Annotated in this window: 31 protein-coding genes and 1 tRNA gene; 14 read left to right on the forward strand and 18 right to left on the reverse strand. The window is 67.0% G+C overall.

From position 1 onward, the window contains the following. The first annotated feature begins 174 nt into the window (after positions 1–174). The 3 genes from panB to pgi all read left to right on the forward strand — a co-directional run bounded on the left by panB (position 175) and on the right by pgi (position 3,763). Positions 175–1,002 (forward strand): 3-methyl-2-oxobutanoate hydroxymethyltransferase, encoded by an 828-nt coding sequence (panB, locus tag Q0654_RS18540; RefSeq protein WP_298856480.1) that lies wholly within the window; start codon positions 175–177, stop codon positions 1,000–1,002. Next, on the forward strand, positions 999–1,880 hold the full coding sequence (gene panC / locus Q0654_RS18545) for a pantoate--beta-alanine ligase (protein ID WP_298856482.1): 882 nt from the start codon (positions 999–1,001) through the stop codon (positions 1,878–1,880). Before panB ends, panC begins: the two co-directional genes overlap by 4 nt. A 374-nt stretch (positions 1,881–2,254) precedes the next feature. Continuing rightward, positions 2,255–3,763, forward strand: a complete 1,509-nt coding sequence (pgi, locus tag Q0654_RS18550) for a glucose-6-phosphate isomerase (RefSeq protein ID WP_298856483.1) — start codon at positions 2,255–2,257, stop codon at positions 3,761–3,763. Here the strand turns inward: pgi and queG are convergent. Next, entirely contained in the window at positions 3,744–4,844 is a 1,101-nt protein-coding gene (gene queG, locus Q0654_RS18555) for a tRNA epoxyqueuosine(34) reductase QueG (protein ID WP_298856484.1), read from the reverse strand. The two genes, pgi and queG, sit on opposite strands and share 20 nt — an antisense overlap. Positions 4,845–5,000: 156 nt before the next feature. Between queG and ccoN the strand changes: the two genes are divergently transcribed. The 6 genes from ccoN to Q0654_RS18585 all read left to right on the forward strand — a co-directional run bounded on the left by ccoN (position 5,001) and on the right by Q0654_RS18585 (position 10,198). Next, entirely contained in the window at positions 5,001–6,449 is a 1,449-nt protein-coding gene (gene ccoN / locus Q0654_RS18560; protein ID WP_298856485.1) for a cytochrome-c oxidase, cbb3-type subunit I, read from the forward strand. A gap of 11 nt (positions 6,450–6,460) precedes the next feature. Further along, complete coding sequence (ccoO, locus tag Q0654_RS18565; RefSeq protein ID WP_298856486.1) at positions 6,461–7,108, forward strand: cytochrome-c oxidase, cbb3-type subunit II; 648 nt, start codon at positions 6,461–6,463, stop codon at positions 7,106–7,108. Continuing rightward, positions 7,105–7,287 (forward strand): cbb3-type cytochrome c oxidase subunit 3, encoded by a 183-nt coding sequence (locus Q0654_RS18570; RefSeq protein WP_298856487.1) that lies wholly within the window; start codon positions 7,105–7,107, stop codon positions 7,285–7,287. Before ccoO ends, Q0654_RS18570 begins: the two co-directional genes overlap by 4 nt. Next, complete coding sequence (ccoP, locus tag Q0654_RS18575; protein WP_298856488.1) at positions 7,284–8,198, forward strand: cytochrome-c oxidase, cbb3-type subunit III; 915 nt, start codon at positions 7,284–7,286, stop codon at positions 8,196–8,198. The genes Q0654_RS18570 and ccoP overlap by 4 nt, the downstream gene beginning before the upstream one ends. Before the next feature lie 143 nt (positions 8,199–8,341). Beyond that, the gene (locus Q0654_RS18580) at positions 8,342–8,641 is read left to right on the forward strand and encodes a hypothetical protein (RefSeq protein ID WP_298856489.1); all 300 of its coding nucleotides are present in this window, start codon (positions 8,342–8,344) and stop codon (positions 8,639–8,641) included. Positions 8,642–8,644: 3 nt separating this feature from the next. Beyond that, positions 8,645–10,198: a 4Fe-4S dicluster domain-containing protein gene (locus Q0654_RS18585; RefSeq protein WP_298856490.1), complete on the forward strand. Its 1,554-nt coding sequence runs from the start codon at positions 8,645–8,647 to the stop codon at positions 10,196–10,198. 269 nt (positions 10,199–10,467) lie between these two features. Here Q0654_RS18585 and Q0654_RS18590 read toward each other — a convergent pair whose 3' ends face one another. From Q0654_RS18590 to Q0654_RS18670, 17 genes are all read right to left on the reverse strand, one after another. Further along, positions 10,468–11,640, reverse strand: a complete 1,173-nt coding sequence (locus Q0654_RS18590) for a S8 family peptidase (RefSeq protein WP_298856491.1) — start codon at positions 11,638–11,640, stop codon at positions 10,468–10,470. Positions 11,641–12,390: 750 nt separating this feature from the next. Then, positions 12,391–12,660, reverse strand: a complete 270-nt coding sequence (locus Q0654_RS18595; RefSeq protein ID WP_298856492.1) for a hypothetical protein — start codon at positions 12,658–12,660, stop codon at positions 12,391–12,393. Between the two features lie 265 nt (positions 12,661–12,925). Beyond that, the gene (locus Q0654_RS18600) at positions 12,926–14,062 is read right to left on the reverse strand and encodes a phage major capsid protein (protein ID WP_298856493.1); all 1,137 of its coding nucleotides are present in this window, start codon (positions 14,060–14,062) and stop codon (positions 12,926–12,928) included. A gap of 252 nt (positions 14,063–14,314) precedes the next feature. Next, entirely contained in the window at positions 14,315–14,761 is a 447-nt protein-coding gene (locus tag Q0654_RS18605; protein ID WP_298856494.1) for a hypothetical protein, read from the reverse strand. After that, a complete protein-coding gene (locus Q0654_RS18610) occupies positions 14,758–15,309 on the reverse strand; it encodes a hypothetical protein (protein ID WP_298856495.1) in 552 nt (183 codons plus the stop codon). Before Q0654_RS18610 ends, Q0654_RS18605 begins: the two co-directional genes overlap by 4 nt. Before the next feature lie 256 nt (positions 15,310–15,565). Continuing rightward, on the reverse strand, positions 15,566–17,089 hold the full coding sequence (locus Q0654_RS18615; protein WP_298856496.1) for a phage/plasmid primase, P4 family: 1,524 nt from the start codon (positions 17,087–17,089) through the stop codon (positions 15,566–15,568). Beyond that, complete coding sequence (locus tag Q0654_RS18620; RefSeq protein ID WP_298856497.1) at positions 17,086–17,517, reverse strand: hypothetical protein; 432 nt, start codon at positions 17,515–17,517, stop codon at positions 17,086–17,088. Before Q0654_RS18620 ends, Q0654_RS18615 begins: the two co-directional genes overlap by 4 nt. After that, on the reverse strand, positions 17,514–17,738 hold the full coding sequence (locus Q0654_RS18625; RefSeq protein WP_298856498.1) for a hypothetical protein: 225 nt from the start codon (positions 17,736–17,738) through the stop codon (positions 17,514–17,516). Before Q0654_RS18625 ends, Q0654_RS18620 begins: the two co-directional genes overlap by 4 nt. Further along, on the reverse strand, positions 17,738–18,007 hold the full coding sequence (locus Q0654_RS18630; RefSeq protein WP_298856499.1) for a hypothetical protein: 270 nt from the start codon (positions 18,005–18,007) through the stop codon (positions 17,738–17,740). The genes Q0654_RS18625 and Q0654_RS18630 overlap by 1 nt, the downstream gene beginning before the upstream one ends. Further along, positions 18,004–18,261: a hypothetical protein gene (locus tag Q0654_RS18635; RefSeq protein WP_298856500.1), complete on the reverse strand. Its 258-nt coding sequence runs from the start codon at positions 18,259–18,261 to the stop codon at positions 18,004–18,006. The genes Q0654_RS18630 and Q0654_RS18635 overlap by 4 nt, the downstream gene beginning before the upstream one ends. After that, positions 18,258–18,476: a hypothetical protein gene (locus tag Q0654_RS18640; RefSeq protein ID WP_298856501.1), complete on the reverse strand. Its 219-nt coding sequence runs from the start codon at positions 18,474–18,476 to the stop codon at positions 18,258–18,260. Before Q0654_RS18640 ends, Q0654_RS18635 begins: the two co-directional genes overlap by 4 nt. Then, entirely contained in the window at positions 18,473–18,712 is a 240-nt protein-coding gene (locus tag Q0654_RS18645; RefSeq protein ID WP_298856502.1) for a hypothetical protein, read from the reverse strand. Before Q0654_RS18645 ends, Q0654_RS18640 begins: the two co-directional genes overlap by 4 nt. After that, positions 18,709–19,143 (reverse strand): hypothetical protein, encoded by a 435-nt coding sequence (locus Q0654_RS18650; protein ID WP_298856503.1) that lies wholly within the window; start codon positions 19,141–19,143, stop codon positions 18,709–18,711. The genes Q0654_RS18645 and Q0654_RS18650 overlap by 4 nt, the downstream gene beginning before the upstream one ends. Further along, entirely contained in the window at positions 19,140–19,325 is a 186-nt protein-coding gene (locus Q0654_RS18655) for a hypothetical protein (RefSeq protein WP_298856504.1), read from the reverse strand. Before Q0654_RS18655 ends, Q0654_RS18650 begins: the two co-directional genes overlap by 4 nt. Positions 19,326–19,663: 338 nt before the next feature. Next, a complete protein-coding gene (locus tag Q0654_RS18660) occupies positions 19,664–19,876 on the reverse strand; it encodes an AlpA family phage regulatory protein (RefSeq protein WP_298856505.1) in 213 nt (70 codons plus the stop codon). 226 nt (positions 19,877–20,102) lie between these two features. Continuing rightward, complete coding sequence (locus Q0654_RS18665) at positions 20,103–21,287, reverse strand: integrase arm-type DNA-binding domain-containing protein (protein WP_298856506.1); 1,185 nt, start codon at positions 21,285–21,287, stop codon at positions 20,103–20,105. A 174-nt stretch (positions 21,288–21,461) separates the two neighbouring features. Then, positions 21,462–21,537, reverse strand: a tRNA-Phe gene (locus Q0654_RS18670). A 234-nt stretch (positions 21,538–21,771) separates the two neighbouring features. Between Q0654_RS18670 and Q0654_RS18675 the strand changes: the two genes are divergently transcribed. From Q0654_RS18675 to Q0654_RS18695, 5 genes are all read left to right on the forward strand, one after another. Beyond that, the gene (locus Q0654_RS18675; protein WP_298856507.1) at positions 21,772–22,194 is read left to right on the forward strand and encodes a DUF6491 family protein; all 423 of its coding nucleotides are present in this window, start codon (positions 21,772–21,774) and stop codon (positions 22,192–22,194) included. 84 nt (positions 22,195–22,278) lie between these two features. Beyond that, positions 22,279–23,187: a dTDP-4-dehydrorhamnose reductase gene (rfbD, locus tag Q0654_RS18680; RefSeq protein WP_298856508.1), complete on the forward strand. Its 909-nt coding sequence runs from the start codon at positions 22,279–22,281 to the stop codon at positions 23,185–23,187. A 192-nt stretch (positions 23,188–23,379) separates the two neighbouring features. Beyond that, entirely contained in the window at positions 23,380–23,838 is a 459-nt protein-coding gene (locus Q0654_RS18685) for an SUF system Fe-S cluster assembly regulator (protein WP_298856509.1), read from the forward strand. 40 nt (positions 23,839–23,878) lie between these two features. Further along, positions 23,879–25,318, forward strand: coding sequence for a Fe-S cluster assembly protein SufB (sufB, locus tag Q0654_RS18690; RefSeq protein WP_298856510.1), 1,440 nt, complete (start codon positions 23,879–23,881; stop codon positions 25,316–25,318). Beyond that, on the forward strand, positions 25,315–25,701 hold the full coding sequence (locus Q0654_RS18695) for a hypothetical protein (protein WP_298856511.1): 387 nt from the start codon (positions 25,315–25,317) through the stop codon (positions 25,699–25,701). The genes sufB and Q0654_RS18695 overlap by 4 nt, the downstream gene beginning before the upstream one ends.

Consider the following 25,701-nt stretch of genomic DNA (forward strand, 5'->3'; position numbering starts at 1 on the left):
ACGGCCTGCTGCGCTCATGTGCTGCCACTTCACGGACGGTGCCGCAAGTGTAGCCGATTATGTAGACACACTCTGAGACCTGCGATCAAGCTGCGCGCGACCAAGCGCTGTGCTCGTCACCTCGGGCGAGTGGGCTCCGGTAGCATGGCGGCCCGATGTCTTCGAGGTTGAACCATGTACAGCTCGGAACCCGGTGCGCCGACCGCGAGCCCTTTGTCCGTCCCCAGCTTTCGCCGGATGAAGTCGCAGGCGCAGCGAATCGTCTGCCTGACCGCCTATGACGCCAGTTTCGCTTCGGCGATGGATGCCGCAGGCATCGACCTGGTGCTGGTGGGCGACTCGCTGGGCATGGTCGTGCAAGGGCATGCGAGTACCCTGCCGGTGACCGTCGACCAGATGGTCTATCACAGCGCGGCCGTTGCCCGCGGCCTGCGCCGGGCCGTGCTGATGGCCGATCTGCCCTACCAGAGCTACGCCACGCCGCAGCGGGCCCTGGACTCGGCCGCGCGCCTGCAGGCCGAGGGCCAGGCGGCCATCATCAAGCTGGAGGGTGCGGGACACGTGCTCGACAGCATCGAGTTCCTGACCGCGCGCGACATTCCGGTGTGCGCGCATCTCGGGCTCACGCCGCAGTCGGTGCTCAAGCTGGGCGGCTATCGCGTGCAGGGACGCGACGCGGAAGCAGCCCAGCGACTGCGCGAGGACGCGCGACGGGTGGCCGAGGCAGGCGCAGAACTGCTGGTGCTCGAATGTGTTCCTGCCGGGCTCGCGGCGGAGATCACCCGTGACATCGCGATTCCCACCATTGGCATCGGTGCAGGGCCGGACTGTGACGGCCAGGTGCTGGTGATGCACGACCTGCTCGGAGTCACGCCCGGTCGGCGGCCGCGCTTCGTCAAGGATTTCCTCGCCGGCGCAGGCACCGTGGAGGCGGCCTTCCTTGCCTACGCGGAAGCCGTGCGCTCAGGCAGCTTTCCCGCACCGGAGCACTGCTTCCAATGAGTCTTGAGCGCATCGAGGATGTCGCCGCCTTGCGTGAGCGGGTCGCCGGCTGGCGCCGGCAGGGGCAAAGCATTGGCTTCGTGCCCACCATGGGCAACCTGCACCGCGGCCATCTGGCGCTGATCGCGCAGGCTCGCGAACAGGCTGACCGCGTGGTCTGCAGCATCTTCGTCAACCCGACCCAGTTCGGCCCGAACGAGGACTACGCTCGCTATCCGCGCACGCTGGAAGCGGATGCCGCGGCGCTGGCTGCAGGCGGCTGCGACCTGCTGTTCCTGCCTTCGGTGCAGGCGATGTATCCGCTGGGCGTGGAGCGGACCGTGCGCGTCGAGGTGCCCGGGCTGTCCGACGTGCTGTGCGGGGCGTTCCGGCCGGGCCATTTCGCGGGTGTGGCCACCGTCGTTGCGCGCCTGTTCAACCAGGTGCAGCCCGATCTCGCCGTGTTCGGTCGCAAGGACTATCAACAGCTTGCCGTGATCCGTCACTTGGCCGCCGATCTCGCGTTTCCGATCCGCATCCTTGCCGGCGCAACAGTGCGTGAGCCGGATGGACTGGCGATGAGCTCGCGCAACCAGTACCTGCAGCCGGCCGAGCGAGCGACGGCGGCGCGCATCCACGCCATCCTGCTGGGCATGCGTGAGCGTCTTGCCGCGGGAGCCACCGTCGCCGGGATCGAGGCCTGGGCGAGTGGCGAGCTCGCGAGCGCCGGTTTCCGGGTCGACTACGCGGTGCTGCGCCGACCCGACCAGCTCGCTGAGGTCGCAGTGGCCGGGGAAGGCGAGTGGGTGGCCTTGATCGCCGCCCGACTCGGCGGCACACGCCTGATCGACAACATCGAGTTCTCGCTGCCGAATGGTGGAGCTGGCCCGGAGTTGTAAAAAAACATCGGGCCTGTTGTTTTTTCTCTTCGACGGGGGTAATCTCACACCCGTCTCCGAAGACAGACGCGACTGAAAGGCGCTGGAGTCCAAGGAGCAGCAGGGCGTATCGCTAGGTAATCGTCACTCCGTTTCCACCCTCGCAGGCCATCCCGCGAGGGTTTTTTTTGCCCTGAAGAAGGCGGCTCTCAATAGAATCAGTGGCTTGCGTTTGCCGCAGCATGTGCCTTGGCGCCAAGTTGCCTGGCCCCGGTTTCAGCTCTGTTGCGTGGGCGCAACGATATTCGGGCGCCGGGACGATCCAGTAGCAGACCGCATCGCCTGAAATCGGCTGCTAGGCTGTTGGCCTCGTCCGACATACACGCGCATCGCCCATGTCCATCGACCAGTCGCTGCTGGCTTCCCACGCGCACCGCCTGCAGGCGACTCCGCTGGCCCAACTCTTCGCTGACCCGGGCCGCGCCGAGCGTCTGCTGCTCCAGGCCGACGGGCTCAGCCTTGACCTCGGTCGCCAGCGCCTCGACGCGTCTGCGCTCGATGCCTTGCTGGCCGAGGCGCAGCGGCTGGATCTGCCCTCCCGGATGCGCGCCCTGATCGAGGGTGAAACCGTCAACCCCACGGAGGCGCGGCCCGCCCTGCACACCGCGCTGCGCTCCGATCTCGGCACCAGCGCAGCAGCGCGCGCCGCACATGCCGAAGCGCTGGCGGCACGTGAGCGCGTGGAAGCCCTGAGCGCCGAATTGGAGCAAGGCACCGTCACTGACATCGTCAGCGTTGGCATCGGCGGTTCCGATCTCGGGCCCCGGCTGGTGGTCGATGCGCTGGCCGAGCAGGGCTCGGGGCGTTTCCGGGTCCACTTCCTCGCCAACGTCGACGGCCACGCTGCGGCGCGGCTGCTGCGCGGTCTGGATCCATCGCGTACCGCCGTGCTGCTGGTGTCCAAGAGCTTCGGTACCCAGGAAACGCTGTTGAACGGCCGGCTGCTGAGGGCCTGGCTGGGCGACGATGCGCGCCTTTATGCGATTACCGCGAATACCGCGCGGGCGACCGAATTCGGCATCCCGCGCGATCGCGTGCTGCCGATGTGGGACTGGGTCGGCGGACGCTACTCGCTGTGGTCCGCCGTGGGGTGGCCGATTCGCCTGGCGCTGGGGCGCGCCGGCTTCGAGTCCCTGCTCGCCGGTGCCGCGGCCATCGATGCGCACGCGCTGGCAGCACCGCCAGAGCGCAACGTCGCGCTTCTGCATGCCCTGCTTGCGGTGTGGAACCGCAATGCGCTGGCCATTCCGTCATTCGCCGTGCTGCCCTATGACGATCGTCTCGGCCTGCTGCCGGCCTACCTGCAGCAGCTGGTGATGGAAAGCCTGGGCAAACGTGTCCGCCTGGATGGCAGCAGCGTGGACGCCGACACCGTTCCGGTGGTCTGGGGTGGGGTGGGCAGCAACAGCCAGCATTCCTTCTTCCAGGCCCTGCATCAGGGAACCCAGGTCGTCGCCTGCGACTTCATCGGGGTGATCGCACCCGATCACGCGCACGCCGACAATCACCGTGCGCTGCTGTCCAACCTGCTTGCGCAGAGCGAAGCGCTGGCCTGCGGCCATCCAAGTGCGGATCCGCATCGGCATTACCCCGGCGGCCGACCGAGCAGCCTGATCCTGCTGGATCGACTGCAGGCGCGAAGCCTGGGCGCCCTGCTGGCCCTGTACGAGCACTCGGTCTACCTGCAGTCGGTGCTGTGGGGTGTGAATGCCTTCGATCAATGGGGCGTGGAGCTGGGCAAGCAGCTGGCCGACCAGCTGCTGCCGGCGCTCTCAGGCAACACCGTGGCCGGTGACGCGCTGACCCGGGCCGTGCTGCAGCGGATCAGGCGGGCGCAGCGCTGAGCGTCTGCTGGCGGTCCAGCGCCCAGGCCACGTGTTCGCGCACGAGTTCGGACGGGTGTGAGGCCCGTGCCAGCAGCGCGGCTCGCACCTCAGGTGAGGGCGGCGCATTGCCCAGGGCGATGGCGATGTTGCGCAGCCACCGCTCGTAGCCGATACGTCGTATGGCCGAGCCTTCGGTCCGCTGAAAGAACGCTTCCTCGCTCCAGCCGAACAGCTCGATCAGGCTGGCGGCGTCCAGCGCATGGCGCGCGCGGAAGTCCGGCTCGGCGGTGAGCCTTGCGAACTTGTTCCAGGGGCAGGCCAGCTGGCAGTCGTCGCAGCCGTAGATGCGGTTGCCCATGGCGGTACGGAACTCCAGCGGAATCGCTCCGTGCAGCTCGATGGTCAGGTAGGAGATGCAGCGGCGGGCGTCGACCCGGTAGGGTGCGACGATGGCCGCGGTCGGACAGGCGGCCAGGCAGCGGGTACAGGTGCCGCAGTGGTTCCTCGCGGGCACATCGATCGCCAGCGGCAGGTCGGTGAGGATCTCGCCCAGGAAGAACCACGAGCCCGACTTCGAGTCGATCAGGTTGCTGTGCTTGCCGATCCAGCCGAGGCCCGCATTGCGTGCCAGCGCCTTCTCCAGCACGGGCGCGGAGTCGGTGAACACCCGGTAGCCGAACGGGCCCACGCTCGCGGCGATGCGGTCGGCCAGTTTCTGCAGTCGGTTGCGCATCAGCTTGTGGTAATCGCGGCCCAGCGCATAGCGCGAGATGTAGCCGAGCTGCGGGTCGGCCAGCACGGCTTCGGCGTCGGCCTGGCCTTCGGGCAGGTAGTCCATGCGCACCGAGATCACGCGCAGGGTGCCGGGCACCAGCTCCTGCGGCCGCGAGCGCAGCGTGCCGTGGCGCTGCATGTAGTCCATCTCGCCGTGGCAGCCAGCCTGCAGCCAGTCGAGCAGGTGGCGCTCGTCTTCGCCAAGGTCGATGCCGCTCACCCCGACCGCGTTGAAGCCCAGCGCGCGCGCCCAGCAATCGAGCTCTGCGCGCTCGACCAAGGTCGGCTTGCCGCGGTCCGCGAAGTCATGAATGGGGGCTTCCATCGCGCCAGTATAGGGCCGCAAAACGCAGTCGCATCAGTCGCTTGCCAGACGCTGCAGGCAGCGGCGCCGCGCCGTCCGAAACCAGTTGACTCTGATCAACCGCGACCGAATGTCGCACCGCCACACTTCGCCCGACTCAACACAGGGGCCGCCCCCATGGCGATGGCGATAGACAAGACCGCGTACTACAACGACAAGGTGGTGCGCCAGTTCGCGGTGATGACCGTGATCTGGGGCATCGTGGGCATGCTGGTGGGCGTGATCATCGCCGCCCAGCTCTACTGGCCGGATCTCACCGCCGGCATCGAGTGGCTGTCCTACGGCCGCCTGCGCCCGCTGCACACCAATGCGGTGATCTTCGCCTTCGGTGGCTCGGCGCTGTTCGCGACCAGCTACTACATCGTGCAGCGCACCTGCCATGTGCGCCTGTTCGCGGAGAAGCTCGCGGCATTCACTTTCTGGGGCTGGCAGCTGGTCATCGTGCTGGCTGCCATCACCCTGCCGCTGGGCCTGACCCAGGGCAAGGAGTACGCCGAGCTCGAGTGGCCGATCGACTGGCTGATCACGGTGATCTGGGTGGCCTACGGCATCAGCTTCTTCGGCACCATCGTCAAGCGCCGCGTCAAGCACATCTACGTGGCCAACTGGTTCTTCGCGGCCTACATCATCACGATCGCGGTGCTGCACATCGGCAACAACCTCGCGCTGCCGGCCGGGCCCTTCAAGAGCTACGGCATCCTCAGTGGCTCGGTCGATGCCATGACCCAGTGGTGGTACGGCCACAACGCGGTGGGCTTCTTCCTGACCGCGGCTTTCCTCGGAATGATGTACTACTTCATTCCAAAGCAGGTCGGCCGCCCGGTGTTCTCCTACCGGCTGTCGATCGTGCACTTCTGGGCCCTGATCGCGATCTACATGTGGGCCGGCCCGCACCATCTGCAGTACACGGCGCTGCCGGATTGGGCGCAGAGCCTTGGCATGGTGTTCTCGCTGGTGCTGCTGGCGCCGTCCTGGGGCGGCATGATCAACGGCATGATGACCCTCTCGGGTGCCTGGCATAAGTTGCGCACCGATCCAATCATCAAGTTCCTCATCGTGGCCCTGTCGTTCTACGGCATGAGCACCTTCGAGGGCCCCATGATGTCGATCAAGACGGTCAACTCGCTGAGCCACTACACCGACTGGACGATCGGCCACGTGCATTCCGGCGCGCTGGGCTGGGTGGCGATGATCACGGTCGGCTCGCTGTATGCGCTGCTGCCGCGCCTGCTCGGCCTGACCTCGATGTACTCGGTCAAGCTGATCGACACCCACTTCTGGGTGCACACCATCGGCGTGGTGTTCTACATCGCCTCGATGTGGATCGCCGGCGTCATGCAGGGCCTGATGTGGCGCGCCACCAACGAGGACGGCACGCTGACCTACACCTTCGTGGAATCGCTGGTGGCGACCTATCCGTACTACCTGATCCGCCTGCTGGGTGGCCTGCTGGTGCTGGGCGGCATGCTGATCATGGCCTGGAACGTCTACAAGACCTATCAGCTGGCAAAGAGGGTCGAGGACCAGCCGGTCATCGAGCCCGCCGCCGAACCCGCCCACGCCTGAGGCCGACCGACATGAGCAACAATTTCCACGAGAAGGTCGAGAAGAACGTCGGCCTGATGGGCATCCTGATCGCGGTGGCGATCTCCTTCGGCGGCCTGTCACAGATCATCCCGCTGATGTTCCAGGCCGAAGCGGTCGAGCCATTGCCGGGGGTCAAGCCCTATCCCGCGCTGGAGCTGGCCGGTCGTGACGTCTATGTCCGCGAGGGCTGCTACAACTGCCATTCGCAGATGATCCGCACCTTGCGCTACGAGACCGAACGCTATGGCCACTACTCGCTGGCCGGCGAGTCGGTCTACGACCGACCCTTCCAATGGGGCAGCAAGCGCACCGGTCCTGACCTGGCCCGCGTCGGCGGTCGCTACAGCGACGACTGGCATCGTGTGCACCTGATCAACCCGCGCGACGTGGTTCCCGAGTCGAACATGCCGGCCTATCCCTGGCTGGCCGAGCGGGCAGTGAACCCGCAGACCCTGGTCAGGCACATGCGTACGCTGCAGACCATCGGCGATCCGTACACCGACGAGGAGATCGAGGGCGCCACTGCGGCCGTCGCCGGCAAGACCGAGCTGGATGCCGTGGTCGCGTACCTGCAGGGCCTTGGCAAGCATGCGCCGCGACCGGGTGCGGCAGTGGCGCAGCAGGCGGGTGCGCCATGAGCCAGGGCACCTTCTCCGGCCTGCTGACGGTGTTCCTGTTCGCGGCCTTCATCGTCGGCGTCCTCTGGGCCTATAGCGGCAAACGCAAGGCCGAGTTCGATGCCGCTGCACAGCTTCCGCTGGAGGACGGCGAGCCGCCGGTCCGCCACGCACAACGCAAGAGCGAGAACGCCCAATGAGCGCTTTCTGGACGTGGTACATCGCAGCCCTGGTGGTCATCAACCTGGTCGGCTGCGTCCTCTTGATCTACTACACCGGCCGTCGCCAGCCGGGCGACGCCAAGCCCGAGGACACCAGCCATGTCTGGGACGGTGACCTCACCGAGTACAACAAGCCGATGCCGAAGTGGTGGGTGAACCTCTTCTACATCACCATCGTGTTCAGCGTCGGCTATCTCATCTACTACCCCGGCATCGGCAGCTTCCAAGGCACCAGCGGCTGGTCGTCGGCGGGTGCGCATGACGAGGAGAAAGCCGAGTTCGAAGCCCGGCTGGCGCCGCTGTTCGCACAGTTCGCGAATACGCCGATCCCGCAGCTCGCCGCCGACCCGAAGGCCCTGTCGCTCGGGCAGTCCGTCTACGCCAACAACTGCGCGATGTGCCACGGGGCGGATGCCCGCGGCAGCCGTGGCTTTCCCAACCTGACCGATGCCAGCTGGAACTGGGGCGGCAGTCCGGAGGCGATCCTGCACACGGTGCTGAACGGCCGGCAGGCGGCGATGCCTCCTTTCGCTGCCGTGCTCGGCTCCGAGCAGGCCGTCACCGAAACCGCGGTCTATGTGCAGAGCCTGTCGGGCATGAAGGTGGACCCGGCGCTTGCCGCCGCCGGCAAGCCGCGCTTCGAGGGCGTCTGCGCTGCCTGCCATGGCGTCGAGGGCAAGGGCAACGAGATGCTGGGCGCGCCCAACCTGACCGATGGCGTCTGGCTGTACGGCAGTGATCTGGCAAGCATCCGCGAGGGCATCGTCAATGGGCGCAACGGCATGATGCCGCCACATGAGCCGATCATCGGCCTGGATCGCGCCCGCCTGGTGTCGGCTTACGTCTATTCGCTGAGCCAGGGCCAGGGCGCGCAGCTCAGCGAGCGCTGATCGAACGCCATCTGTTGCGCGCGCACAACGCCCGGGTCCGCCCGGGCGTTGTGCTTTCTGCGTGCAAATTGATCCAACCGGGGGCGCCGCGAAAACCTGCATGGGATGCTGGCCGCCATTCCCGCAAGCCTTGGAATCGGCGCATGAGTGTCCCCGACCCCAACCTGTTCGATCATCCGCCGCGCCCCTTGGCGCAGCGCTTGGGCGCAATCCTGTGGCCGAGCTTCTTCGCGGCTGGAGTGGCGACCATGGTCTTTTTCGCCTTCGTCGATCCGCACGCACTGCGCGACCTGACCTTCCCCGACCTCGACCTGTCGCGCGAGCTCGGCTACACGCTCGGCTTTTTCATGTTCTGGGCCTGTACGGCGAGCTCAAGCCTGTTCACCTGGGTCCTGCTGCGCCCGGCGAGTCGCTTCAATCGCCCGCTCAAGGATGAGGGCTGAGCCATGGCTCGCGAGATCCCGTCCGTCCTGAGCGAAGGCGGCAATGCGCTCTACAAGTCCGAAGGCAAGGTCTATCCGCGCGAGGTCATGGGCCGCTTCACGCGGCTGCGCTTCATCGCCGTGTGGGTGTTGCTCGGCATCTACTACGTGTTTCCCTGGCTGAGCTGGGACGGTCGCCAGGCCGTCCTGTTCGATCTGCCGGCGCGCAAGTTCTACATCTTCGGGCTGAACTTCTGGCCGCAGGACTTCATTTTCCTCGCCCTGCTGCTGATCCTCGCCGGCCTGGCCCTGTTCTTCTTCACCGCCCTCGCAGGGCGTCTCTGGTGCGGCTATGCCTGCCCGCAGACGGTGTGGACGGAGGTCTTCGTCTGGATCGAGCGCTACTTCGAAGGCGATCGCGCCAAGCGGATGAAGCTCGATGCCGCGCCCTGGAGTCGCGACAAGCTGCTGCGCAAGGGCGGCAAGCACGCGGTGTGGCTTATCTTTGCGCTGTGGACCGGCTTCACCTTCGTCGGCTTCTTCACCCCGATCACCGACCTCGGCGCGCGCCTGTTCGAGTTGTCGTGGGGGCCGTGGGAGACGTTCTGGGTGCTGTTCTATGCCCTGGCTACCTGGGGCAATGCCGGTGTGCTGCGCGAGCAGGTGTGCAAGTACATGTGCCCGTACGCGCGCTTCCAGAGCGCCATGTTCGATCGCAACACCCTGATCATCAGCTACGACCCGATGCGCGGTGAGCCGCGCGGTGCGCGCAAGCGCGGGCTTGGCAGCGTGCTGGAACGGGCGCGCGGGTTGCTCGACGTGCGCTCAGCGACGGCTGCCGTGATCGTCGCTGCCCACGCTGCGTTGCGCGGCGACAGCAAAGTCCAGGCGCGAGCCACGACGGCGCTCGCCGTCGATGCGCTCGACATCACGGACGCGCCCCGCGTGCAAACACCGGAGGACCTTGGCGACTGCATCGACTGCACGATCTGCGTGCAGGTCTGTCCCACTGGCATCGACATCCGCAACGGACTGCAGTACGAGTGCATCGCCTGCGGCGCCTGTATCGATGCCTGCGACACCGTGATGGACAAGATGGGCTACCCGCGAGGACTGATCCGCTACACCACCCAGAACGCGGTGGACAACCGGGCGACGCGCGTGCTGCGCCCGCGGGTGCTGATCTACGGTCTGCTGCTGTCGGCGATTTTCGGCGGCTGGCTGTGGGGTGTCATGCACCGTCAGCCCCTGAACGTCGATGTGCTGCGCGATCGCAACGCGCTCTATCGCGTGGCTGGCGACGGCAGCGTCGAGAACGCCTACACGCTGAAGCTGATCAACAAGCAGCCGGTGGCCCACCGTTTCCGCGTCACGGTCCAGGCTGGGGATGTGGTGCTGGTCGAGGCGCCGCTTGAGATCGCCACCAGCGCCGAGCAGGTGGTGACGCTGCCATTCACCCTGCGCGCCGAGGCCGGCGCGGTACAGGGGCGTCGCGACGTGGTGCTGGATGTCGAGAGCCTGGAGGATCCCGAAGTCAGGCTGCAGCACACAACCCGCTTCTTCGGACCCGCCCAGTAGTGGAGTGCCTTCGGTAGGACGCCCGCGGGCTCCCCGTCCGTGCGGCAAGGCTGAAGGCTGCGCAAGCGCCCAGCTGCACGCATGGGTGCGCCGCCCCTGCGTCGGCACGCGGGCGTGCGCAGCAAGGCGGGGCGCAAAAAGAAAAAGGCGGCGACCGCAAGGTCGCCGCCAAAAAGTACCCATCGGTTGCTGCGTCAACAGCCACAAGGCTGCAGCCCGGATTTTGCCGCAGCCTTGTCGCTTTGGCGCCTGTCAGATCTGACAGGGTGTCACTGCGAGTAGAGCATGCGGTTCGGCGAGCCCGTCCCGATGCCGGTCAGCACATTGGTGGTGGCGCGGTTGTAGATGTAGCTGCGCACGGTGGCCGGCGTGGCGGAGGGCGCTCCGGCCAGGTACAGCGCGGCGACGCCCGCGACGTGCGGCGACGCCATCGAGGTGCCGCTGATGCTGTTGGTGGCCGTGTTGCTGGTGTACCAGGCCGAGGTGATGGAGCTGCCCGGCGCGAAGATGTTCACGCAGGTTCCGAAGTTCGAGAACGAGGAGCGTGCATCGGTGCTGGTGGTCGAGCCCACGGTGATCGCGTTGGCAACGCGCGCCGGCGAGTAGTTGCAGGCATTCGCATTGCTGTTGCCGGCTGCGACCACCACGGTCACGCCGGCATTGATCAGGTTGTTGGTCGCGGTGTCGGTGGCGCTGGACGCGCCGCCGCCCAGGCTCATGTTGGCGACCGCCGGCTTGACGTGGTTGGCGCGCACCCAGTCGATGCCCGCGATGATCGTCGAGTTGGAGCTGCCGCCGGTGCAGCCGAACACGCGGACCGGAACGATGCGCGCGCCCTTGGCCACGCCATGCACCGAGCCGGCCACCGTGCCGGCCACATGCGTGCCATGGCCATTGCAGTCGCTGGTGCCGCGACCATCGCTGATGTAGCTCGCGCCGCCGCTGACGCGGCCGCCGAACTGGTTGTGCGAGGCCAGCACGCCGCTGTCGATGATGTAGGCGCGGACGTTGGTCGCGGTGGTGTTGTAGATGTAGGTGCCGTTGAGCGGGCGATTGCGCTGGTCGATGCGGTCGAGGCCCCAGGTGGCGCCGCTCTGCGTCGGATTGAGGAAGACCATGCCGTCTTCTTCGACGAAGGCGACGCGGTCATCCCAGAGCAGGCGCTCGATGTCCTTCTCGCCGGCATTCTTCACCACGAAGCCCTTCAGCGCGTGCTCGTAGACGCGCTCGACTTCAAGGTTGTAGGACACGGCCATCTCGGCCGCCATGCCCACCGAATCGACGGACTGGACGCGGCCGTCACGGCTGCCTTCGAAGGCAGCGTCCTTTAGCACTACGATGTACTGGCCCTTGATCGGCGCTTCCACGCGCTTGAGTTCGCTTGCCGCCGCCGGAAGGGAGGCGGCAATCATCGCGCAGAGCACTGCAAGATTCGTTTTCATCTGAACATTCCCCGTTGAATGTGAGGGGGCTGATCGCCCCCGGAGTCGTCGCTGTGGTCGGGCGCTTGCGGCGTCGTCATGACGCTGCCGGTGCGGCCATCCCCCGATGGCCGGCACCACGCCCGAGGCGAGTATTTGCAGCTCGTGGCGAGCCTGTCAATGTTCAGCAGGCGGCCAAATCGGCTGCGTTGCGTCAATACGCCAGCGGCTCGCAAGTGACTGAACTGCGTAGGAAAAGGGCCAGAGTCTGGCCTTGCCCGCCTGTCGATCTCCATCACGAACTGCCCTGGTCGCCACCGTATCGACCCGTATGTTCCACCGGAGGGAACAGCCGACACGGCAAGTGCCCGCCACTGCGCGACTTTGTCGCAGCGCGCTGCTACGTTGGCGCAAGTTGCCGAGGCGTGCGCAGACCCGGGTCGCCGGCCTCGTTGAGTGCGATCAGAGCCGGGACGCCGCGTTGCGATGGCTGCACAGTTCCGCGAGGCGGCATCGGCCTGAGAGACGCAGCGCAACACGCCGCCTTCGATTGATGCCGGCCGACGGAACTCAGCGCGTGGTGGCGACGGCGAAGCCAGTGGCAACGCCAGTGCCAGCGCCATAAAGCAAAAGGCCCCGCCGGAGCGGGGCCTTCGAATATGGTGGCCAAGGACGCTACCACAATGTTCGTTGAAAGCGTTTCTGCGCTTGGCTTGTCGCGATGATTCCCCAAGCCGATGCCCCCAAGGATGCCCCCGGATCGCGTCGATGCTACACGCGCTCGATCCGCACCACGCGCCCGCCCTGCACCGTGAACAGCGCCAGACCGGTGTCGCGTTCGAACTCCCAACGTTCGGCGACAGCTGCGCCGTGCTCGTTTACCAGAGTGACGATGCGCCAGGGCGTGCCACAGGCGCGCAGCTTCGTCATGGGCGAACCCACGGTGATGACGGACTGCCCGCAGCGTTCGGAGTGCCACGACGTGGCGCTGGCCAGCGCGGGCAGCAGTAACGCGAGGGAGAGAATCAGGGCGCGGTGCATGGCAGGCTCCGGTGGCGGATGCGCTGCCAAGCCTGCCACGGCTGGCGGAACGGCGCCTGAAAAGCGAAAGCCCGCCCCCTTCCGAGGGGCGGGCCTTCATGCCCGGTAGTGGGAGAGGCTCCGGGGCTTTGGGGCGCCGTCCGACGGACGCCCGTTTCACGCTCACGCTCGAACCCTTTGCGCGCGTGCCGCTGCGGGTTTTTCGGGTCCGGACACTCCGCAGCTTGTCCGGGCGGGCCAATCATGGAAGCCCGCGGGTCTTCGCTCAGTCAGTCGTCACCAGGTCACGACAGACCGCGAAGGCTTTGGCATGGCGCAGGCCGATGCCGACATCCGCATAGACGTGAACGTCCACGCTGCCATCAGTCTTAGGCGGCAGCACCAGCACGTCGAGTGCGGCCGGTCCCCAGAGCCCGACCAACAGCTGGGAGAAGTCGCCCAGAACGGCCGAGGAAAGCCCGGTGCCGGTACCCTTCTCGCCGCTGCTCGGCAGGTGCGTGGTGGCGTTCGCGGCGTAGCCCAGGACACGATTTGCGTCATCCCACAGCGGCGAAGTCTGCGTGGCGCTGCGCGCGGTCTTCCGCATCTTGCGGCGGGCCTGCGGCGTGGTGAAAAGGGCGTTCGGCGTGCGCCCGCTTGCAAGGCCCAGCGCTTCCTCCAGGTCGCACAGCAGATCCAGCGAAGGAGCGGCGCCGTTCGTTCCGGCGCCAATGTCCAGGATGCCGTCGCTTGCGAGGATGCCGGCCGGCTCGTTGCCGATGCCCGATCCCGACAGCGCGACCCGATCGACTTCGGCCCAGATCGCCGTCATCAGTTCGTCCGTGATGACGGCCTCGATACGGTTCGACAGGCTGGAAAGCTTGGTCATGCGGCGCGACACCTTGACCCGCGCCGACACGGTGTGTGGCTGGATGATGACCTGATCCACCGAAGGATCGGCCTCGGGCGGATTCTCAAACTCGCCGACCCAAGCGACGCCCGCGCCTTGGCTGGCGCGTGGCATGACCAGCTTTTCCATGCCCTGCAGCCCTGCGATCAGCTGCGCGCCAGCCTGCAGGGTGCCGCTGAAGGGTCGCAGGGCCTCGATCAGCTGGCCGTCGTGCTTGCCGGTGATGAGTTCCTTGCCCTGTCCGGGCGTGGTGATGTTCAGGGCGCGTTCCATCGGTAGCCAGAAGCCGCGCGGCGGCTTGCCGGAGGCCTCGGTGATGCGCCGGGACACTTCGCCCACTGCGTCGGCGCTGCGCTGCTTGGCGGCGTCCAGGTGGACGCCTGCCACGTCCGCCAGCAAGCGGTGAACGTAGTTCTCAATGGTCACGCCGGCCGAAGCCAAGCGGGTCTGCTGGATCGCTCGCGTGTGCAGCTGCTCCAGCTGCCGGGTCATGCCGATTCGATTCTGCTGCATGTCATTGCCTCCAGGACCAAAGCCAGCCGCGTGCGGGCCCAAGGGCGGTGCGCAGATCGGTGGGCTTCGTGGGTTTGAGCGCGTCGCGCGCGCCGTCTGTGATTGCCTGCTCAGGGTCCAGGCGACTTTGACCAGGGCGCAGCCGGCGCTTGGGGTTGTGCTTCTTCGGCGGTCGGCTCACTGCTGGCTCCCGTTGCGGGTGTTGCCAGTCTCCGGGGCTCGCGCCCAAGTTGCGCCGGGGTTTCGCTTGGGTCAGGCCGCGTCGGCCTCGTCGGTGTCAGGCCAGCCGCGCAGCACGTTGTGCAGTGCCTGCGCAGTGCCGGGCATCGCCCCCTTGCAGCAGTCCAGCGCCAGCGCCAGGGCTTCGATGGCGGGTGAGGGCGGCGCGGCGTCGGGCTGCATGCGGCGACGTTCGCGGTAGCGCCGGGCATGGCCTAGCAGGCGCAGCAGCTCCCGCGCTTGTGTCCAGGTGCCGGACTCGGGCAATCGCTGCGCGGCCTCGCGCAGCCAGTAATCCCGGCCCTGCCTGCGGCCGTCCGCTGCGGAGCGCAGCCCAAGGTAGACATGCGCGGCCTGCGGGCCGGCTGCGTCGGCGCCCGCGTGCAGCAGCCAAGCGCGGATGCGTTCGCAGGCCCACGCGGCGGCCTCGGGGTCGGGCACGCCCGCCGCGATGCAGCCCAGCGCGCGGGCGCGGTTCAATCCTCACTCCCGTAGAAGGCGACGCTCGCCAGCGCGTCGAGTTCGACCTCGGCCGTCTCACGGTCCAGTGCCGCCAGACGGGGCAAGTCGGCGGCCAGCAGGTCCAGGAAGTGCGCCAGCGAGGCGGCTTGCTCGTCGGTCCAGGTGTTGCGGACGCGGCTCAGGGCGTCTTCAAGCTCCGCGACGCGGGCGCGCAGGGCTTCGCGCTCGTCGGCGGCGGGCTGGCTGCCAGCAGCGCCGGCATAGCGCCGGATCAAGTCGGCGATTCGATCCAGCGTGCCGCCGTTGCGCTGCGTGCCCTTTCGGCCGCCTCGGCCAGGGTCCAGCGAGTTCGACAGCCGAACCAGTGAGCCCGGCACGTCGATGTTTCCGCGCGCGTCGGTGCAGAGCCGGCCCTCGGACCGCCAGCGGCTCACCAGGGGCTGCGACACGTTCAGCAGGCGGGCGAACTCTTGGCCCGAGGCCAGCGCGGGCAGGCTGTCGGGTGGCGCGAGGCTCAGACCGGGCTGCGGCGATGCGGCTTGTAGGTCATATCCCGCTGATTTCATTACCGATTCCCTCAATTCACCAATTCTCTTTACCGCTGACTACAAGGCAAATGCGGCCTCGCTACCCGCATCCCCGAAGGTTCGGGAAGGACCCGCCACCCTCGGCTGCCCCCGGCTCTTTCCGGTGTTGGCGTCAGGGTGTCAGGGTGCGTCAGGGTCAATTCCCATTGCGGGACAACGCGGGCGCGTGGGTGAGAGCGCAGTGCGACGTCACCGTGACGTGCCCTGACACCCTGACGCAGGCGGTCGGCTGTCATCAGTCAGGGTCAGCCAGGGACCGCAGGCGGATGCCGGTATGCAGTTGCACGCGGGCGCCGTCGCCGCCGCCGCGCTTGGCTCCAATGCTTGGCACGGCTGCCCGTAGCCGCTTGCTGAAGGTGGCCTCTGTGCCCGGCTCCTTGATCCCATGCGCCAAGCACCAGTCACGCCACGCGCCGAACAGCGCTAGCTTTTCGATGCTGGCCCACGGATCGACAACGCATTGGTCGGCGATGAAGGAGGACACAGGACTGCTCAGGTTCTCAAGCGCGTTGGCCAGCTCTCGGCCCGTCTCCGGCTGCAGCAGGCGGCCGCGGGCACGCAGCCTGTCCAGGCCCTGCAGCGACCACAGCAGGATGCCCGGCAGTTCCTCCAGCAGCCTGTCAGTGAGCCCCGGATCTTCCTTCCCGTAGAAGCTGTGCCGCATGGCGAGCACCACGAAGCGCGAGGACAGCGCGGCGCTTGCATCTGCCAGCGTGGGCAGTTCGTTCGATGCGATGACAAAGCGGGTCGGCAGCTTGCCGGTCCAGTCCTCGCGGTGCTTCCGTTGCACCGTTACGGCATCCTCGCCGCTGATTCGCAGGATGGCTTCGGCGATGGCTGCCACGTCAGCACGGCCGGAGAGCCGGGCATCGGAGACGATGGCAAGCCGCTTTCCGATCAAGGGTTGCAGGCCGAAGCGTTCGCCCAGTTCGCCCAGGGTGGGGGCGACGGTGTTGGCAGGGCCGGCGAGTTCGCGCAGCACGCGCAGGATGGTGCCCTTTCCGCTGCGCTTGGGGCCGCAGATCAGCAGGGCCTTTTGGTAGCGCGTGACCTCGGTCAGCGCGACCAGGCCGAACCATTCCTGCAGGGCTTCGATGGTCTGCGGATCGTCCGGCCAGATGCTGGCGAGAAAGCCCAGCCACTCGATAGGCTCGGGGGCGTGGACGTAGTAGGCGACCGGAAGCGCGCTGGTCGCGAACAGTCGCGGCTCGGGCGGGTCGAGTGCCCGCGTTCGGGTGTTCAGCAGCCCGTTTGACACGGCGACAAGCTCGGCCGGATCGGCCCCGTTGAAGCCAGGCAGCCAGCCGGGCGCCTCGATGCTCTCGGGCAGGAAACAAGCGGAGCGCAGCGCGTCGATCAAGTCGCCGATGTGGCGGCGGTTCGGCTTGTCGCCCTGATCCTGCAGCCCCCGGTAGAACTCGGCGCGATAGGTGGCCTCGCTGGTGACCTCGTAGTGCGTGCCCGCCCAGGCGAGGAAGTCACCGCGCCAGTGATGCAGGCCGGGCACTCCGTCAACGGCGTAGCGCAGCCGGAAGCGGCAGGCGGCGGCGAAAGGTTCCTTCGGGTCCAGGCGGTGGCGCAGTTGCGAGACGTTGCCGGGTGCGCGCCCGCTGGCGGGCTTGGCTGCGCGTGGTGGTAGCGGCGGTGCTCTCTCGGGGGTGGCGTAGCGGGGCGGGGGTGATGCGCCGCCAAGGGCCGCGCGTGGCGGCTCTTGGGGCGCATGCTCGGGCTGGCCGCTGTCGTGGTCGGGCGGCATCATGCGTCGCCGTCCTCGACGTACACAGGCGGCAGCTGCGGCAGATTGGGTCGCGTGCTGTCGTGCTGGGGATAGGGGCGAACGCGCTTGCCCTGCAGGGCTGCCGTCACCGTCAACAGATCATAGCGGGCGTGTTCCTGCAGTCGCTGAAGGTGGTAGGGGTTGGACAGGTCGGTATTCGATGCCAGATGCGCCAACAATTCGTGCCGCTGGGCTAGCGCGCGGAGTTGGGTGGCATGGGCCAGCAGTTCGGCCAGTTCAAGCGCCTCCTCGGCGGTTTCGCCCCAGACCACGGCGCACGGTGGGCCGGCTTCCTTGAATGGCCAGTGCAGAGCGACGCGATAGCCGCCGGTCGGCTTGTCTGAAGCGCCCAGCGGCTGCAGGCGCAGTGGCGTGGGTGATGTGAACATCAGCTTGTGGAGCGGCTTCATGTGGGCCTGTCTCCACCGTCGTTTGTCGGCCACTTCGGGCACGCGCAGACCTCGGGGAAGGCCGCTTGATCCTCGCGGCCGATGAAAGCCACAGTGCCATCCGCGAAGCGGTACAGATGCCCGCCCAGGTGCGGCACCGCGCGATGTTCGACTGCGTGGCGGGCTGCGCGCCGAAGGGCGTGGGTGAAGTCTTTGGCGCCATCCAGGATGCGAGCGGCCATCATCCGTGCGCCTCCCGCCGCGCGCGCTGCTCTGCGGCTGCTCGGTCGGCTTCGGCTTGCCTGACCATGGCCGTTACCAGTTCGATGTCATGCATCGCGAGCCGCTCGGCGGCCCCTGCAAGCGTGTGTGCATCGGAGCCCTCCGGCGCGACGCGGTAGATTGCCGATAGCAGCGCCTGCAGCTCCAACAGGTGCGCGCGGTGCAGCGTGGTGGCGTCGATTCGCGCGATAGCGGCCCACACGGGGCTGTCTGGAGTCTGGGTTGTCATGCCCGGCCCTCCTTCGCTGCGCGGATGCGATCGCGCAGCGCCAATTGGCGCTCGAACAGGTCGCCCAAGCCGTCCTCGACGGTCTTGCGGGCCATCGTCGCCAGATGGTGGGCGGTTTCGACGCCTTCGGCGCCTTTCGTCTCGCCGGCGATGACTTCCAGGGCTGCACCGGCCTGATTCAGCAGCGCGAGCGCGATTTCGACGGCATCAAGCTGCGCCTGCGCTTCGCGGGGGCTCAAATCGTTCGGTTTCATGCGCGATTCCCCCCGCAGCGCGCCACGGCGGTGGCGTACGTGCTCAGCGACGCCCGGAGCGCGCGGTATTCGCCCGATTCCTCGGGATTTCGCACGTTGCGAAGCTCGCCGGAGCGCCAGAGGGTCAGCACGCGCTGCGCTTGGGCGGCGAGCATGTCGGCGGCCATCACGCGGGCCGCGACATTGCCAGGCAGCAGGACCGGGGCCGGATTCATGCGGCACCTCCGGCGCGGTTCGGGCTCGCGAGTCGGCCGGCCAGCGAATTGGCGGCGTGCAGGGCGGCGTGAGCCGATCCGCCATTGGTCAGAGTGCGGACTGCGACCGCCACGCAGGCGGCGCGCTGCCGATTGCTCAGGCGCAGTCCGTTGCAGCGGTCAATGACCGCCTTTCGGACGACGCCAGCCCGATAGAAGCCGGTCGGGCCGAGTGAAACCACGTTGCTGGCGTTCATGCCGTCACCTCCATGCGCAGGGCTTCCATGTCATGCTCGGCCAGCTGCAAAAGGCCATCGGCGCCGGTTGCGATTCTGCTAAACGCTGATTGTTCCGATCCCTCTGTTTCTTGCAGGTGTCTAGCAAGAATTAGTCGCGCGTTCCTTACGCGGTCAGCGATGTCTGATGCGATCGTGGCAAGTTTCGCCACAGTGGCAGGCTTGAGTTCGGGAGATCGATTCAGTGTCGCTAGGAACTTTTGCTTGCAGCTGCAGGCGATGGCCATTTCATCGTCGGCCTCAGCTATCACTCGCCAGTGCGGGTTCTCAATTTCCCCCAGGCGATCGCGGTAAAGCGTGATAACCAATGCGGCAGCGACGAAGCTCTCATCGAGGGCATTGGCTCGGTGCCAGACCCGATTCCTGTCTGCGCTCATCGTGCCCGCGTTCATGCCGTCACCTCCGCGCGCAGGGCGGCGGCGATGGCGCGAAGTTCGGCGCCAAGTGTTTCGCTGTCGAAGATCGCGCGGCCTTCGATGGCGAGCGCGGCGTGATCCAGTAGGCCGGCCCATTGCGGGCGCGGAACGGACAGGGCGGGGAGGGTGGCCGATGCGGCCGGGGTGTGAGTGTTCATGCGATGGACTCCGTAGGTGTTGGGAGTCCGCCATCGCGACGCCAGGCGCGGGGTGGCGGACGGTGCGGGATTGGCGTACCGGCCTACGGACCGGCGGGCCTTGCGGCCCTCCCGCACCGCCCACCATTGAACAGGTGAGCACGCGCCTTGCCCTTCCGCGGGCAAGAAAAAAGCGCCGCTGCGAGGCAAGGGGCGCTTATGCGCCGTAGGTTGCGGGACGCCAATCCCGTTCGCTGATTTTGCAGCGACCCGGTTAGGATGCGACGCGACGCGATGCGCCGTCAATAGGCGGCCCACGATTACGCCCTTGCCGGCAAAGAAGCTCATGGGCGCGAAGCTCACGCGGCGGCCTGCTGGCGACTGGCTTCGATGCGCTTTGCCGCCCAGGCGTCTACGTCCTCAGCCAGCCAAGCGGCGCAGTTCGGGCCGATGGATACAGGCTTGGGGAAGCCGTTGTGTTCGATCCAGCGATAGACGGTCGAGCGGCAGACGCCCAGACGCCGGGTGACTGCCGCCATGCGAAGAAACTGAATGTCGGTGGGCTGCTTCATGTGCGCTTCCTCGTGCGTGCTTGCCCTGCGGCGGATGCCACAGGGCGCCGGTAAACGGCCGGCGACACATGGAAGCGATTTGCTCGGACATGGGTAAGGCAAACCATGTCCGACGCTTCCTGCGCCGCCGTGTCTCGGCGTGCTCAGATCAGCACGAAAAAGCGCGCCCGTTAGGCGCGCTCAGGTTCGCTTGAAGCCTTGACGCGCAAGACTTTCGGCGCTCTCTCTAGGTTCTGCTGGCGCGCAGGTTTTCCAGGTAGTCCGCCCACGCCTGCATCATTCGGCGCCGTTCCGATAGGTGCGTGGTCCGGTTGTAGCTGCGGCCCATCGCGTCGCGTACTTCGTGCGCCAATTGGTGCTCTATCAGGTGCGCCGGAAAGTGCAGCGCCTCATCCAACAGCGTGCGCGCGGTGGCCCGGAAGCCGTGCGCGCTCTGCCTGTCTCGATAGCCCAGCGTGGCCAGCGCAGCGGCCAAGGTGTTCTCGCTCATCGGTCGATCCTTGCCCCGGTTCGCGGGGAAGGCGAGGGCGCCCCCGCCGGTCACGGCGTGCAGCTCGCGCAGGATCTCCACGGCCTGCCGCGACAGGGGCACAAGATGATCGTGGCGGGTCTTCATGCGCTCGGCGGGGATAGTCCACAGTGCGCCCTCAAGGTCGAACTCGGACCAGGGCGCTTGCCGAAGCTCACCAGGGCGGACGAATACCAGCGGCTGCAGTCGGAGCGCACAGGCGACGACGGCGCTACCCGGATACGCCCAGAGCGCCCGCAGCAGGGTGCCCAGCTGGGCCGGGTCGGTGATGGCGGGGAAGCTCTGCGGCTTGGGCGGGGTCAGCGCGCCCGCCAGATCGCGCGAGGGGTCGCGCTCGGCGAGGCCGCAGGCGATGGCGTAGCGGAAGACGCGGCCGGCCACGCTGCGGGCGCGCTTCGCCGTCTCCAGGGTGCCGGCCGCTTCGCTCTTGCGCAGGGCGGCCAGCAGTTCGGGCGGCTCGATCGCGCCCACGGGTCGGGCGCCGATGTGCGGGAACAGCTTGCGCTCAAGAACCCAGGTCACGGCCACGCGGGTGGACTCGGCCAGGCGCTGGCGCTTCAGCCAGTCGCGGCCGACGATCTCGAACGTCTGGCTGCCGGCGAACTCTGCGGCGTGGCGGGCGGCCTTGCGGACTTCGCCGGGGTCTTGCCCTTGCGCCAGTTGCGCGCGGGCTTCGTCGCGGCGCTCTCGGGCTTGCGCGAGGGAGACAGCGGGATATGCCCCCAGCGCGAGCCGTTTTTCCTTGCCCCCGAATCGGTACTTCAGCCGCCACAGCTTGCTGCCTGCTGGGGATAGCTCCAGGTAGAGCCCGCCGCCGTCGAACAAGCGTTGCGGCTTGTCTGCGGGCTTGGCCTTGCGGATGGCGGCATCGCTCAGGGGCATGGGGGCATCCTCGCGGCGGGTCGGGGGCACTGCCCCCAATGATGCCCCCTCATGCCCCAAGATTGGGCGCGACGCGATGCGACGGCATGAAACAGCCGTTTCTCCCGGAAGCCTTGAAAACGCTGGCTTCGGGCAAGAAAAAACCCCGCTTTCGGCGGGGTTTTTTGTGAATCATGGTGGCCAAGGACGGAATCGAACCGCCGACACGGGGATTTTCAATCCCCTGCTCTACCAACTGAGCTACTTGGCCTGGATGCGCCTGCCGGGCTTCGGGCCCGACAGAGCGCGCTATTAAAGCGGCTGTCTTCCGGCTCGTCAAGCGCCCGGCAGGCGATGGCGACGAGCTGCATGAGGGGCCACGCTGGATTCATCTCCGCTTCCACTCCCTGGGGCATGCTGGAGCGCCGCGCGTGTCCTGTTGCGCGCGATGGGCTGATCCGCTGCCGCCCGGCCAGCATGCAGCGATGACAAGGAGGAGAATTCCATGGCGCTGCCTTCCCCGCTTCTTCGCAAGCTCCTGCTGGTCCTGTCGTCCTGCGCCCTGCTGCTGGCGGGCTGCGCATCCACCACGCCGCGCGAGCGCGAAGAGGCTGCGCTGGCGCGCTACAGCGCGCACGCTGGCGAACCGGTTTCCAGTTTCCACCTCCGCCTCATGCGGGAGTGGGTGTCGTTGGGGCGCACCCATCTCGCGGTCTACACCTCGGTCAATGAGGCCTGGCTGCTGGAGATCGAGCAGCCCTGCCATGGGCTCGATTTCGCGCGAGCCGTGCGGCTGACGTCCACTGGGTCGCGCGTGTATTCGAAGTTCGACACGGTGCGCTTCGATCAGCAGATCTGCCGCATCCGCGAGATCCGCAAGGTCGATGTGCGGGCCATGAAGGCCGAGCGCCGGGCCCAGGCAGGCTGAGGCGGCGGGCGACCCTGCGCTGGCCGAGATTGCTCGGCGCCGTAGCGGCGATAATCGCGGCCTGCCAATTCCCTGGAACTTCCCATGCAGATCCTCGTGCTTGGCGCCAATGGCCAGGTCGGCTTCGAACTCGTGCGTTCGCTGGCACCGCTGGGTGTACTGCAGGCGACAACGCGCAGCGGTCGCCTGCCTGGCGGCGGCGCCTGCCACGCTCTGGACATCGCGGAAGCCGATGCCGTCACCGCGCTGATCGAGCGGATCGCGCCGGATGTCGTGGTCAACGCTGCGGCCTACACCGCGGTCGATCGGGCAGAAGACGAGCCGGAGATGGCTTTCAGGATCAATGCCGATGCCGTCGCGGCAGCGGCACAGGCCTGTGCCCGACAGCGCGCGCTGTTCGTGCACTACTCGACCGACTACGTATTCGGCGGGGAGTCCGACCGGCCGTGGCGGGAAGATGACGCGACCTCGCCGCTCGGCATCTACGGCGCCAGCAAGCGCGCCGGCGAGTTGGCCGTGCAGGAAGCCGACGGCGGCCATCTGATCCTGCGTACGGCTTGGGTGTACGCCGCGCGCGGGCAGAACTTCCTGCGCACCATGCTGCGCCTGGGGGCAGAGCGACCGCAGCTGTCCATCGTCGCCGACCAGCGCGGCGCGCCGACGCCGGCGCGCTGGATCGCTGCGGCGACCGCGGCTCTGCTGGCGCGCATGGATCGCAGCTCGCTGCCGCGCGAGCTGCTGCACCTGAGCGCGGGTGGCGAGTGCAGCTGGCATGGATTCGCCGAGGCGATCTTCGAGGACGCGCGCGCCGCGGGACTGGCCAGCGCCTTGCCCGACCTGCGCCCGATTCCCACGGCGGAATACCCCACCCGGGCGAAGCGGCCGGCCTATTCACGTCTGGACAATGCGCGACTGCTGAGCAGGCATGGGCTGGCCTTGCCGGACTGGCGGATTGGCCTGCAGCAGGTGATCGCCGAACTGGCCGGCACCTGAAGTGGCAGCGACCGTCGGTGTGGGCTGAGCTAGCGCTGGCGGAAACTGCATCCACGGGGTTTGCGGCCGCTCGCGGGCACATGTGCTGAAGGGCCCGGGCTGCGCGGGCTCCGTCTTCATTTCGCCTGCATTGAGGCGCGCCCGCTCAAAGCGTACAATTTCGGTCCTGTTTGACCGAACCGGCTGCCGCGCATGCTCCGCGTCACCAAGCTCACCGACTACGCCACCCTCGTGCTGACCGTGATGGCAGCCGACGGCGAGGCCGTGCACAGCGCGGCCGGGCTGGCCGAGAAGGCCGGGCTGGAGCTGCCGACGGTGTCCAAACTGCTGAAGCTGCTGGCACAGGCGCAGCTGGTGCAGAGCTTTCGCGGCGCGTCCGGCGGCTACCGACTGGCGCGGCCGGCCGAGGACATCCGGCTGATCCACGTGCTGGAGGCCATCGAAGGCCCGCTGGCGGTCACCGAATGCGTGGGCCAGCAGGGCCAGTGCGGCATCGAGCACCGTTGCGGCGTGCGCGCCAACTGGCGGCGCATCAACGACGTCATCGCCGAGGCCCTGCACGGGGTCAGTCTGGTCGATCTGCTGAAGCCGCCGCCGCGCGGTCCCGTCCGCAAGACCCAATCCATCCCGCTGGTCATGGCCAGCGAATGACCGCCTCCCCGGCATCACGATTCACCGCATAGGCAGCCCCATGGCCACCGAACGCAAGGACATCGAGGAAGCCCTGGCCCGACAGTATTCGGCCGGCTTCGTCACCGACATCGAGACCGAGATCGCGCCCAAGGGCCTCAGCGAGGACGTGGTGCGCATGATCTCCGCCAAGAAGGACGAGCCCGAGTGGCTCACCGAGTGGCGGCTGGCCGCCTACCGGCACTGGCTGACGATGACGCCGCCGGACTGGGCCAAGCTGAAGATCGACCCGATCGACTACCAGGACATCAGCTACTTCGCGCAGCCGAAGAAGAAGTACGCGTCGCTGGACGAGGTTGATCCCAAGCTGCTGGAAACCTACGAGAAGCTCGGCGTGCCGCTGCACGAACGCGCCAAGCTCGCGGGCGTTGCCGTCGATGCCGTGTTCGACTCGGTCTCGGTGGGCACCACCTTCAAGAAGGAGCTGGCTGCGGTCGGCGTGATCTTCTGCAGCTTCTCCGAAGCCGTGCGCGAGCACCCTGAGCTGGTGCGCCAGTACCTCGGCAGCGTGGTCCCCGTCGGCGACAACTACTTCGCCGCGCTGAACTCGGCGGTGTTCTCGGATGGCAGCTTCGTCTACATCCCCAAGGGCGTGCGCTGCCCGATGGAGCTCAGCACCTACTTCCGCATCAATGCCGCCGAGACAGGTCAGTTCGAGCGCACGCTGATCATTGCGGAGGAGGGCAGCCATGTGAGCTACCTCGAGGGCTGCACCGCGCCGCAGCGCGACGAGAACCAGCTGCACGCGGCGGTCGTCGAACTGGTCGCGCTGGAGCGCGCCGAGATCAAGTACTCGACCGTGCAGAACTGGTATCCGGGCGACGAGAACGGCGTCGGCGGCATCTACAACTTCGTGACCAAGCGCGGCGAGTGCCGCGGGGCGAAGTCGAAGATCAGCTGGACCCAAGTTGAAACCGGCTCGGCCATCACCTGGAAGTACCCGAGCTGCGTGTTGAAGGGCGACGATTCGGTGGGCGAGTTCTACTCGGTGGCGCTGACGCATCATCGCCAGCAGGCCGACACCGGTACCAAGATGATCCACCTGGGCCGCAACACCAAGAGCAAGATCATCAGCAAGGGCATCAGCGCCGGCCGCGGCCAGAACACGTACCGCGGCCTGGTGCATGTGAGCAAGGGTGCGGAGAACGCGCGCAACTACACCCAGTGCGACAGCCTGCTGATCGGCAAGCGCTGCGGCGCGCATACGTTCCCGTACATCGAGGTGCGCCGTCCCGACGCCATCGTCGAGCACGAGGCCACCACCTCGAAGATCAGCGACGACCAGCTGTTCTATTGCCGCGCCCGCGGCATCGGCGAGGAAGACGCGGTGTCGATGATTGTCGACGGCTTCTGCAAGCAGGTCTTCAAGGAGCTGCCGATGGAGTTTGCGGTGGAGGCGAAGAAGCTGCTGGAAGTCAGTCTAGAAGGAGCTGTGGGGTGATCGACTTGATCGTGAGCGTAATTGGGAGCTTGGTTGCCTTGCTGGTGATTGGCGCAGTTAGTTGGCTGAACGGCGTATATCGAGCCAAGAGTGCAGAATGGCAGGAGAGGCTCAGCCAAGATCCTTCACTTCGACTGCGCACAGCTCTGCGGTGCGTTGTATATCTGGTGATAGGCGCATCGTTCTTCGTAGTGTCGATCGTCTTCGCTTTCGGCTTCGGGATACTCGACGTCTTGGGAGTTCAGGCTGAGGTTCTAGGCTTGGCCACGCTCGAGTTGATCTACTGGACGGGAGCGATCCTCGGGGTCGCCTCAGTGCTTATGTTGGCCGCTGGAATGTTTTCGGCCGCCTCTCTTTCTTCCGTTGCCATTCGTACTCGCTGA

This window comes from uncultured Aquimonas sp. (assembly GCF_937888285.1).
Classification (GTDB): domain Bacteria; phylum Pseudomonadota; class Gammaproteobacteria; order Xanthomonadales; family Xanthomonadaceae; genus Aquimonas.

Bases quoted from the DNA above. Each gene is read 5' to 3' on its own strand.
- rfbD (WP_298856508.1), top strand. From the start codon at position 22,279: ATGCAGATCCTCGTGCTTGGCGCCAATGGCCAGGTCGGCTTCGAACTC.
- Q0654_RS18570 (WP_298856487.1), top strand. From the start codon at position 7,105: ATGAGCCAGGGCACCTTCTCCGGCCTGCTGACGGTGTTCCTGTTCGCG.
- Q0654_RS18625 (WP_298856498.1), bottom strand. From the start codon at position 17,738: ATGGCCGCTCGCATCCTGGATGGCGCCAAAGACTTCACCCACGCCCTT.
- Q0654_RS18615 (WP_298856496.1), bottom strand. From the start codon at position 17,089: ATGATGCCGCCCGACCACGACAGCGGCCAGCCCGAGCATGCGCCCCAA.
- sufB (WP_298856510.1), top strand. From the start codon at position 23,879: ATGGCCACCGAACGCAAGGACATCGAGGAAGCCCTGGCCCGACAGTAT.
- Q0654_RS18580 (WP_298856489.1), top strand. From the start codon at position 8,342: ATGAGTGTCCCCGACCCCAACCTGTTCGATCATCCGCCGCGCCCCTTG.
- panB (WP_298856480.1), top strand. From the start codon at position 175: ATGTACAGCTCGGAACCCGGTGCGCCGACCGCGAGCCCTTTGTCCGTC.
- Q0654_RS18595 (WP_298856492.1), bottom strand. From the start codon at position 12,660: ATGCACCGCGCCCTGATTCTCTCCCTCGCGTTACTGCTGCCCGCGCTG.
- Q0654_RS18645 (WP_298856502.1), bottom strand. From the start codon at position 18,712: ATGAACGCCAGCAACGTGGTTTCACTCGGCCCGACCGGCTTCTATCGG.
- Q0654_RS18585 (WP_298856490.1), top strand. From the start codon at position 8,645: ATGGCTCGCGAGATCCCGTCCGTCCTGAGCGAAGGCGGCAATGCGCTC.
- panC (WP_298856482.1), top strand. From the start codon at position 999: ATGAGTCTTGAGCGCATCGAGGATGTCGCCGCCTTGCGTGAGCGGGTC.
- Q0654_RS18635 (WP_298856500.1), bottom strand. From the start codon at position 18,261: ATGAAACCGAACGATTTGAGCCCCCGCGAAGCGCAGGCGCAGCTTGAT.
- Q0654_RS18620 (WP_298856497.1), bottom strand. From the start codon at position 17,517: ATGAAGCCGCTCCACAAGCTGATGTTCACATCACCCACGCCACTGCGC.
- Q0654_RS18600 (WP_298856493.1), bottom strand. From the start codon at position 14,062: ATGCAGCAGAATCGAATCGGCATGACCCGGCAGCTGGAGCAGCTGCAC.
- Q0654_RS18590 (WP_298856491.1), bottom strand. From the start codon at position 11,640: ATGAAAACGAATCTTGCAGTGCTCTGCGCGATGATTGCCGCCTCCCTT.
- Q0654_RS18640 (WP_298856501.1), bottom strand. From the start codon at position 18,476: ATGAATCCGGCCCCGGTCCTGCTGCCTGGCAATGTCGCGGCCCGCGTG.
- queG (WP_298856484.1), bottom strand. From the start codon at position 4,844: ATGGAAGCCCCCATTCATGACTTCGCGGACCGCGGCAAGCCGACCTTG.
- ccoO (WP_298856486.1), top strand. From the start codon at position 6,461: ATGAGCAACAATTTCCACGAGAAGGTCGAGAAGAACGTCGGCCTGATG.
- Q0654_RS18630 (WP_298856499.1), bottom strand. From the start codon at position 18,007: ATGACAACCCAGACTCCAGACAGCCCCGTGTGGGCCGCTATCGCGCGA.
- Q0654_RS18650 (WP_298856503.1), bottom strand. From the start codon at position 19,143: ATGAACGCGGGCACGATGAGCGCAGACAGGAATCGGGTCTGGCACCGA.
- Q0654_RS18660 (WP_298856505.1), bottom strand. From the start codon at position 19,876: ATGAAGCAGCCCACCGACATTCAGTTTCTTCGCATGGCGGCAGTCACC.
- Q0654_RS18685 (WP_298856509.1), top strand. From the start codon at position 23,380: ATGCTCCGCGTCACCAAGCTCACCGACTACGCCACCCTCGTGCTGACC.
- Q0654_RS18675 (WP_298856507.1), top strand. From the start codon at position 21,772: ATGGCGCTGCCTTCCCCGCTTCTTCGCAAGCTCCTGCTGGTCCTGTCG.
- ccoP (WP_298856488.1), top strand. From the start codon at position 7,284: ATGAGCGCTTTCTGGACGTGGTACATCGCAGCCCTGGTGGTCATCAAC.
- Q0654_RS18665 (WP_298856506.1), bottom strand. From the start codon at position 21,287: ATGCCCCTGAGCGATGCCGCCATCCGCAAGGCCAAGCCCGCAGACAAG.
- pgi (WP_298856483.1), top strand. From the start codon at position 2,255: ATGTCCATCGACCAGTCGCTGCTGGCTTCCCACGCGCACCGCCTGCAG.
- Q0654_RS18610 (WP_298856495.1), bottom strand. From the start codon at position 15,309: ATGAAATCAGCGGGATATGACCTACAAGCCGCATCGCCGCAGCCCGGT.
- Q0654_RS18655 (WP_298856504.1), bottom strand. From the start codon at position 19,325: ATGAACACTCACACCCCGGCCGCATCGGCCACCCTCCCCGCCCTGTCC.
- ccoN (WP_298856485.1), top strand. From the start codon at position 5,001: ATGGCGATGGCGATAGACAAGACCGCGTACTACAACGACAAGGTGGTG.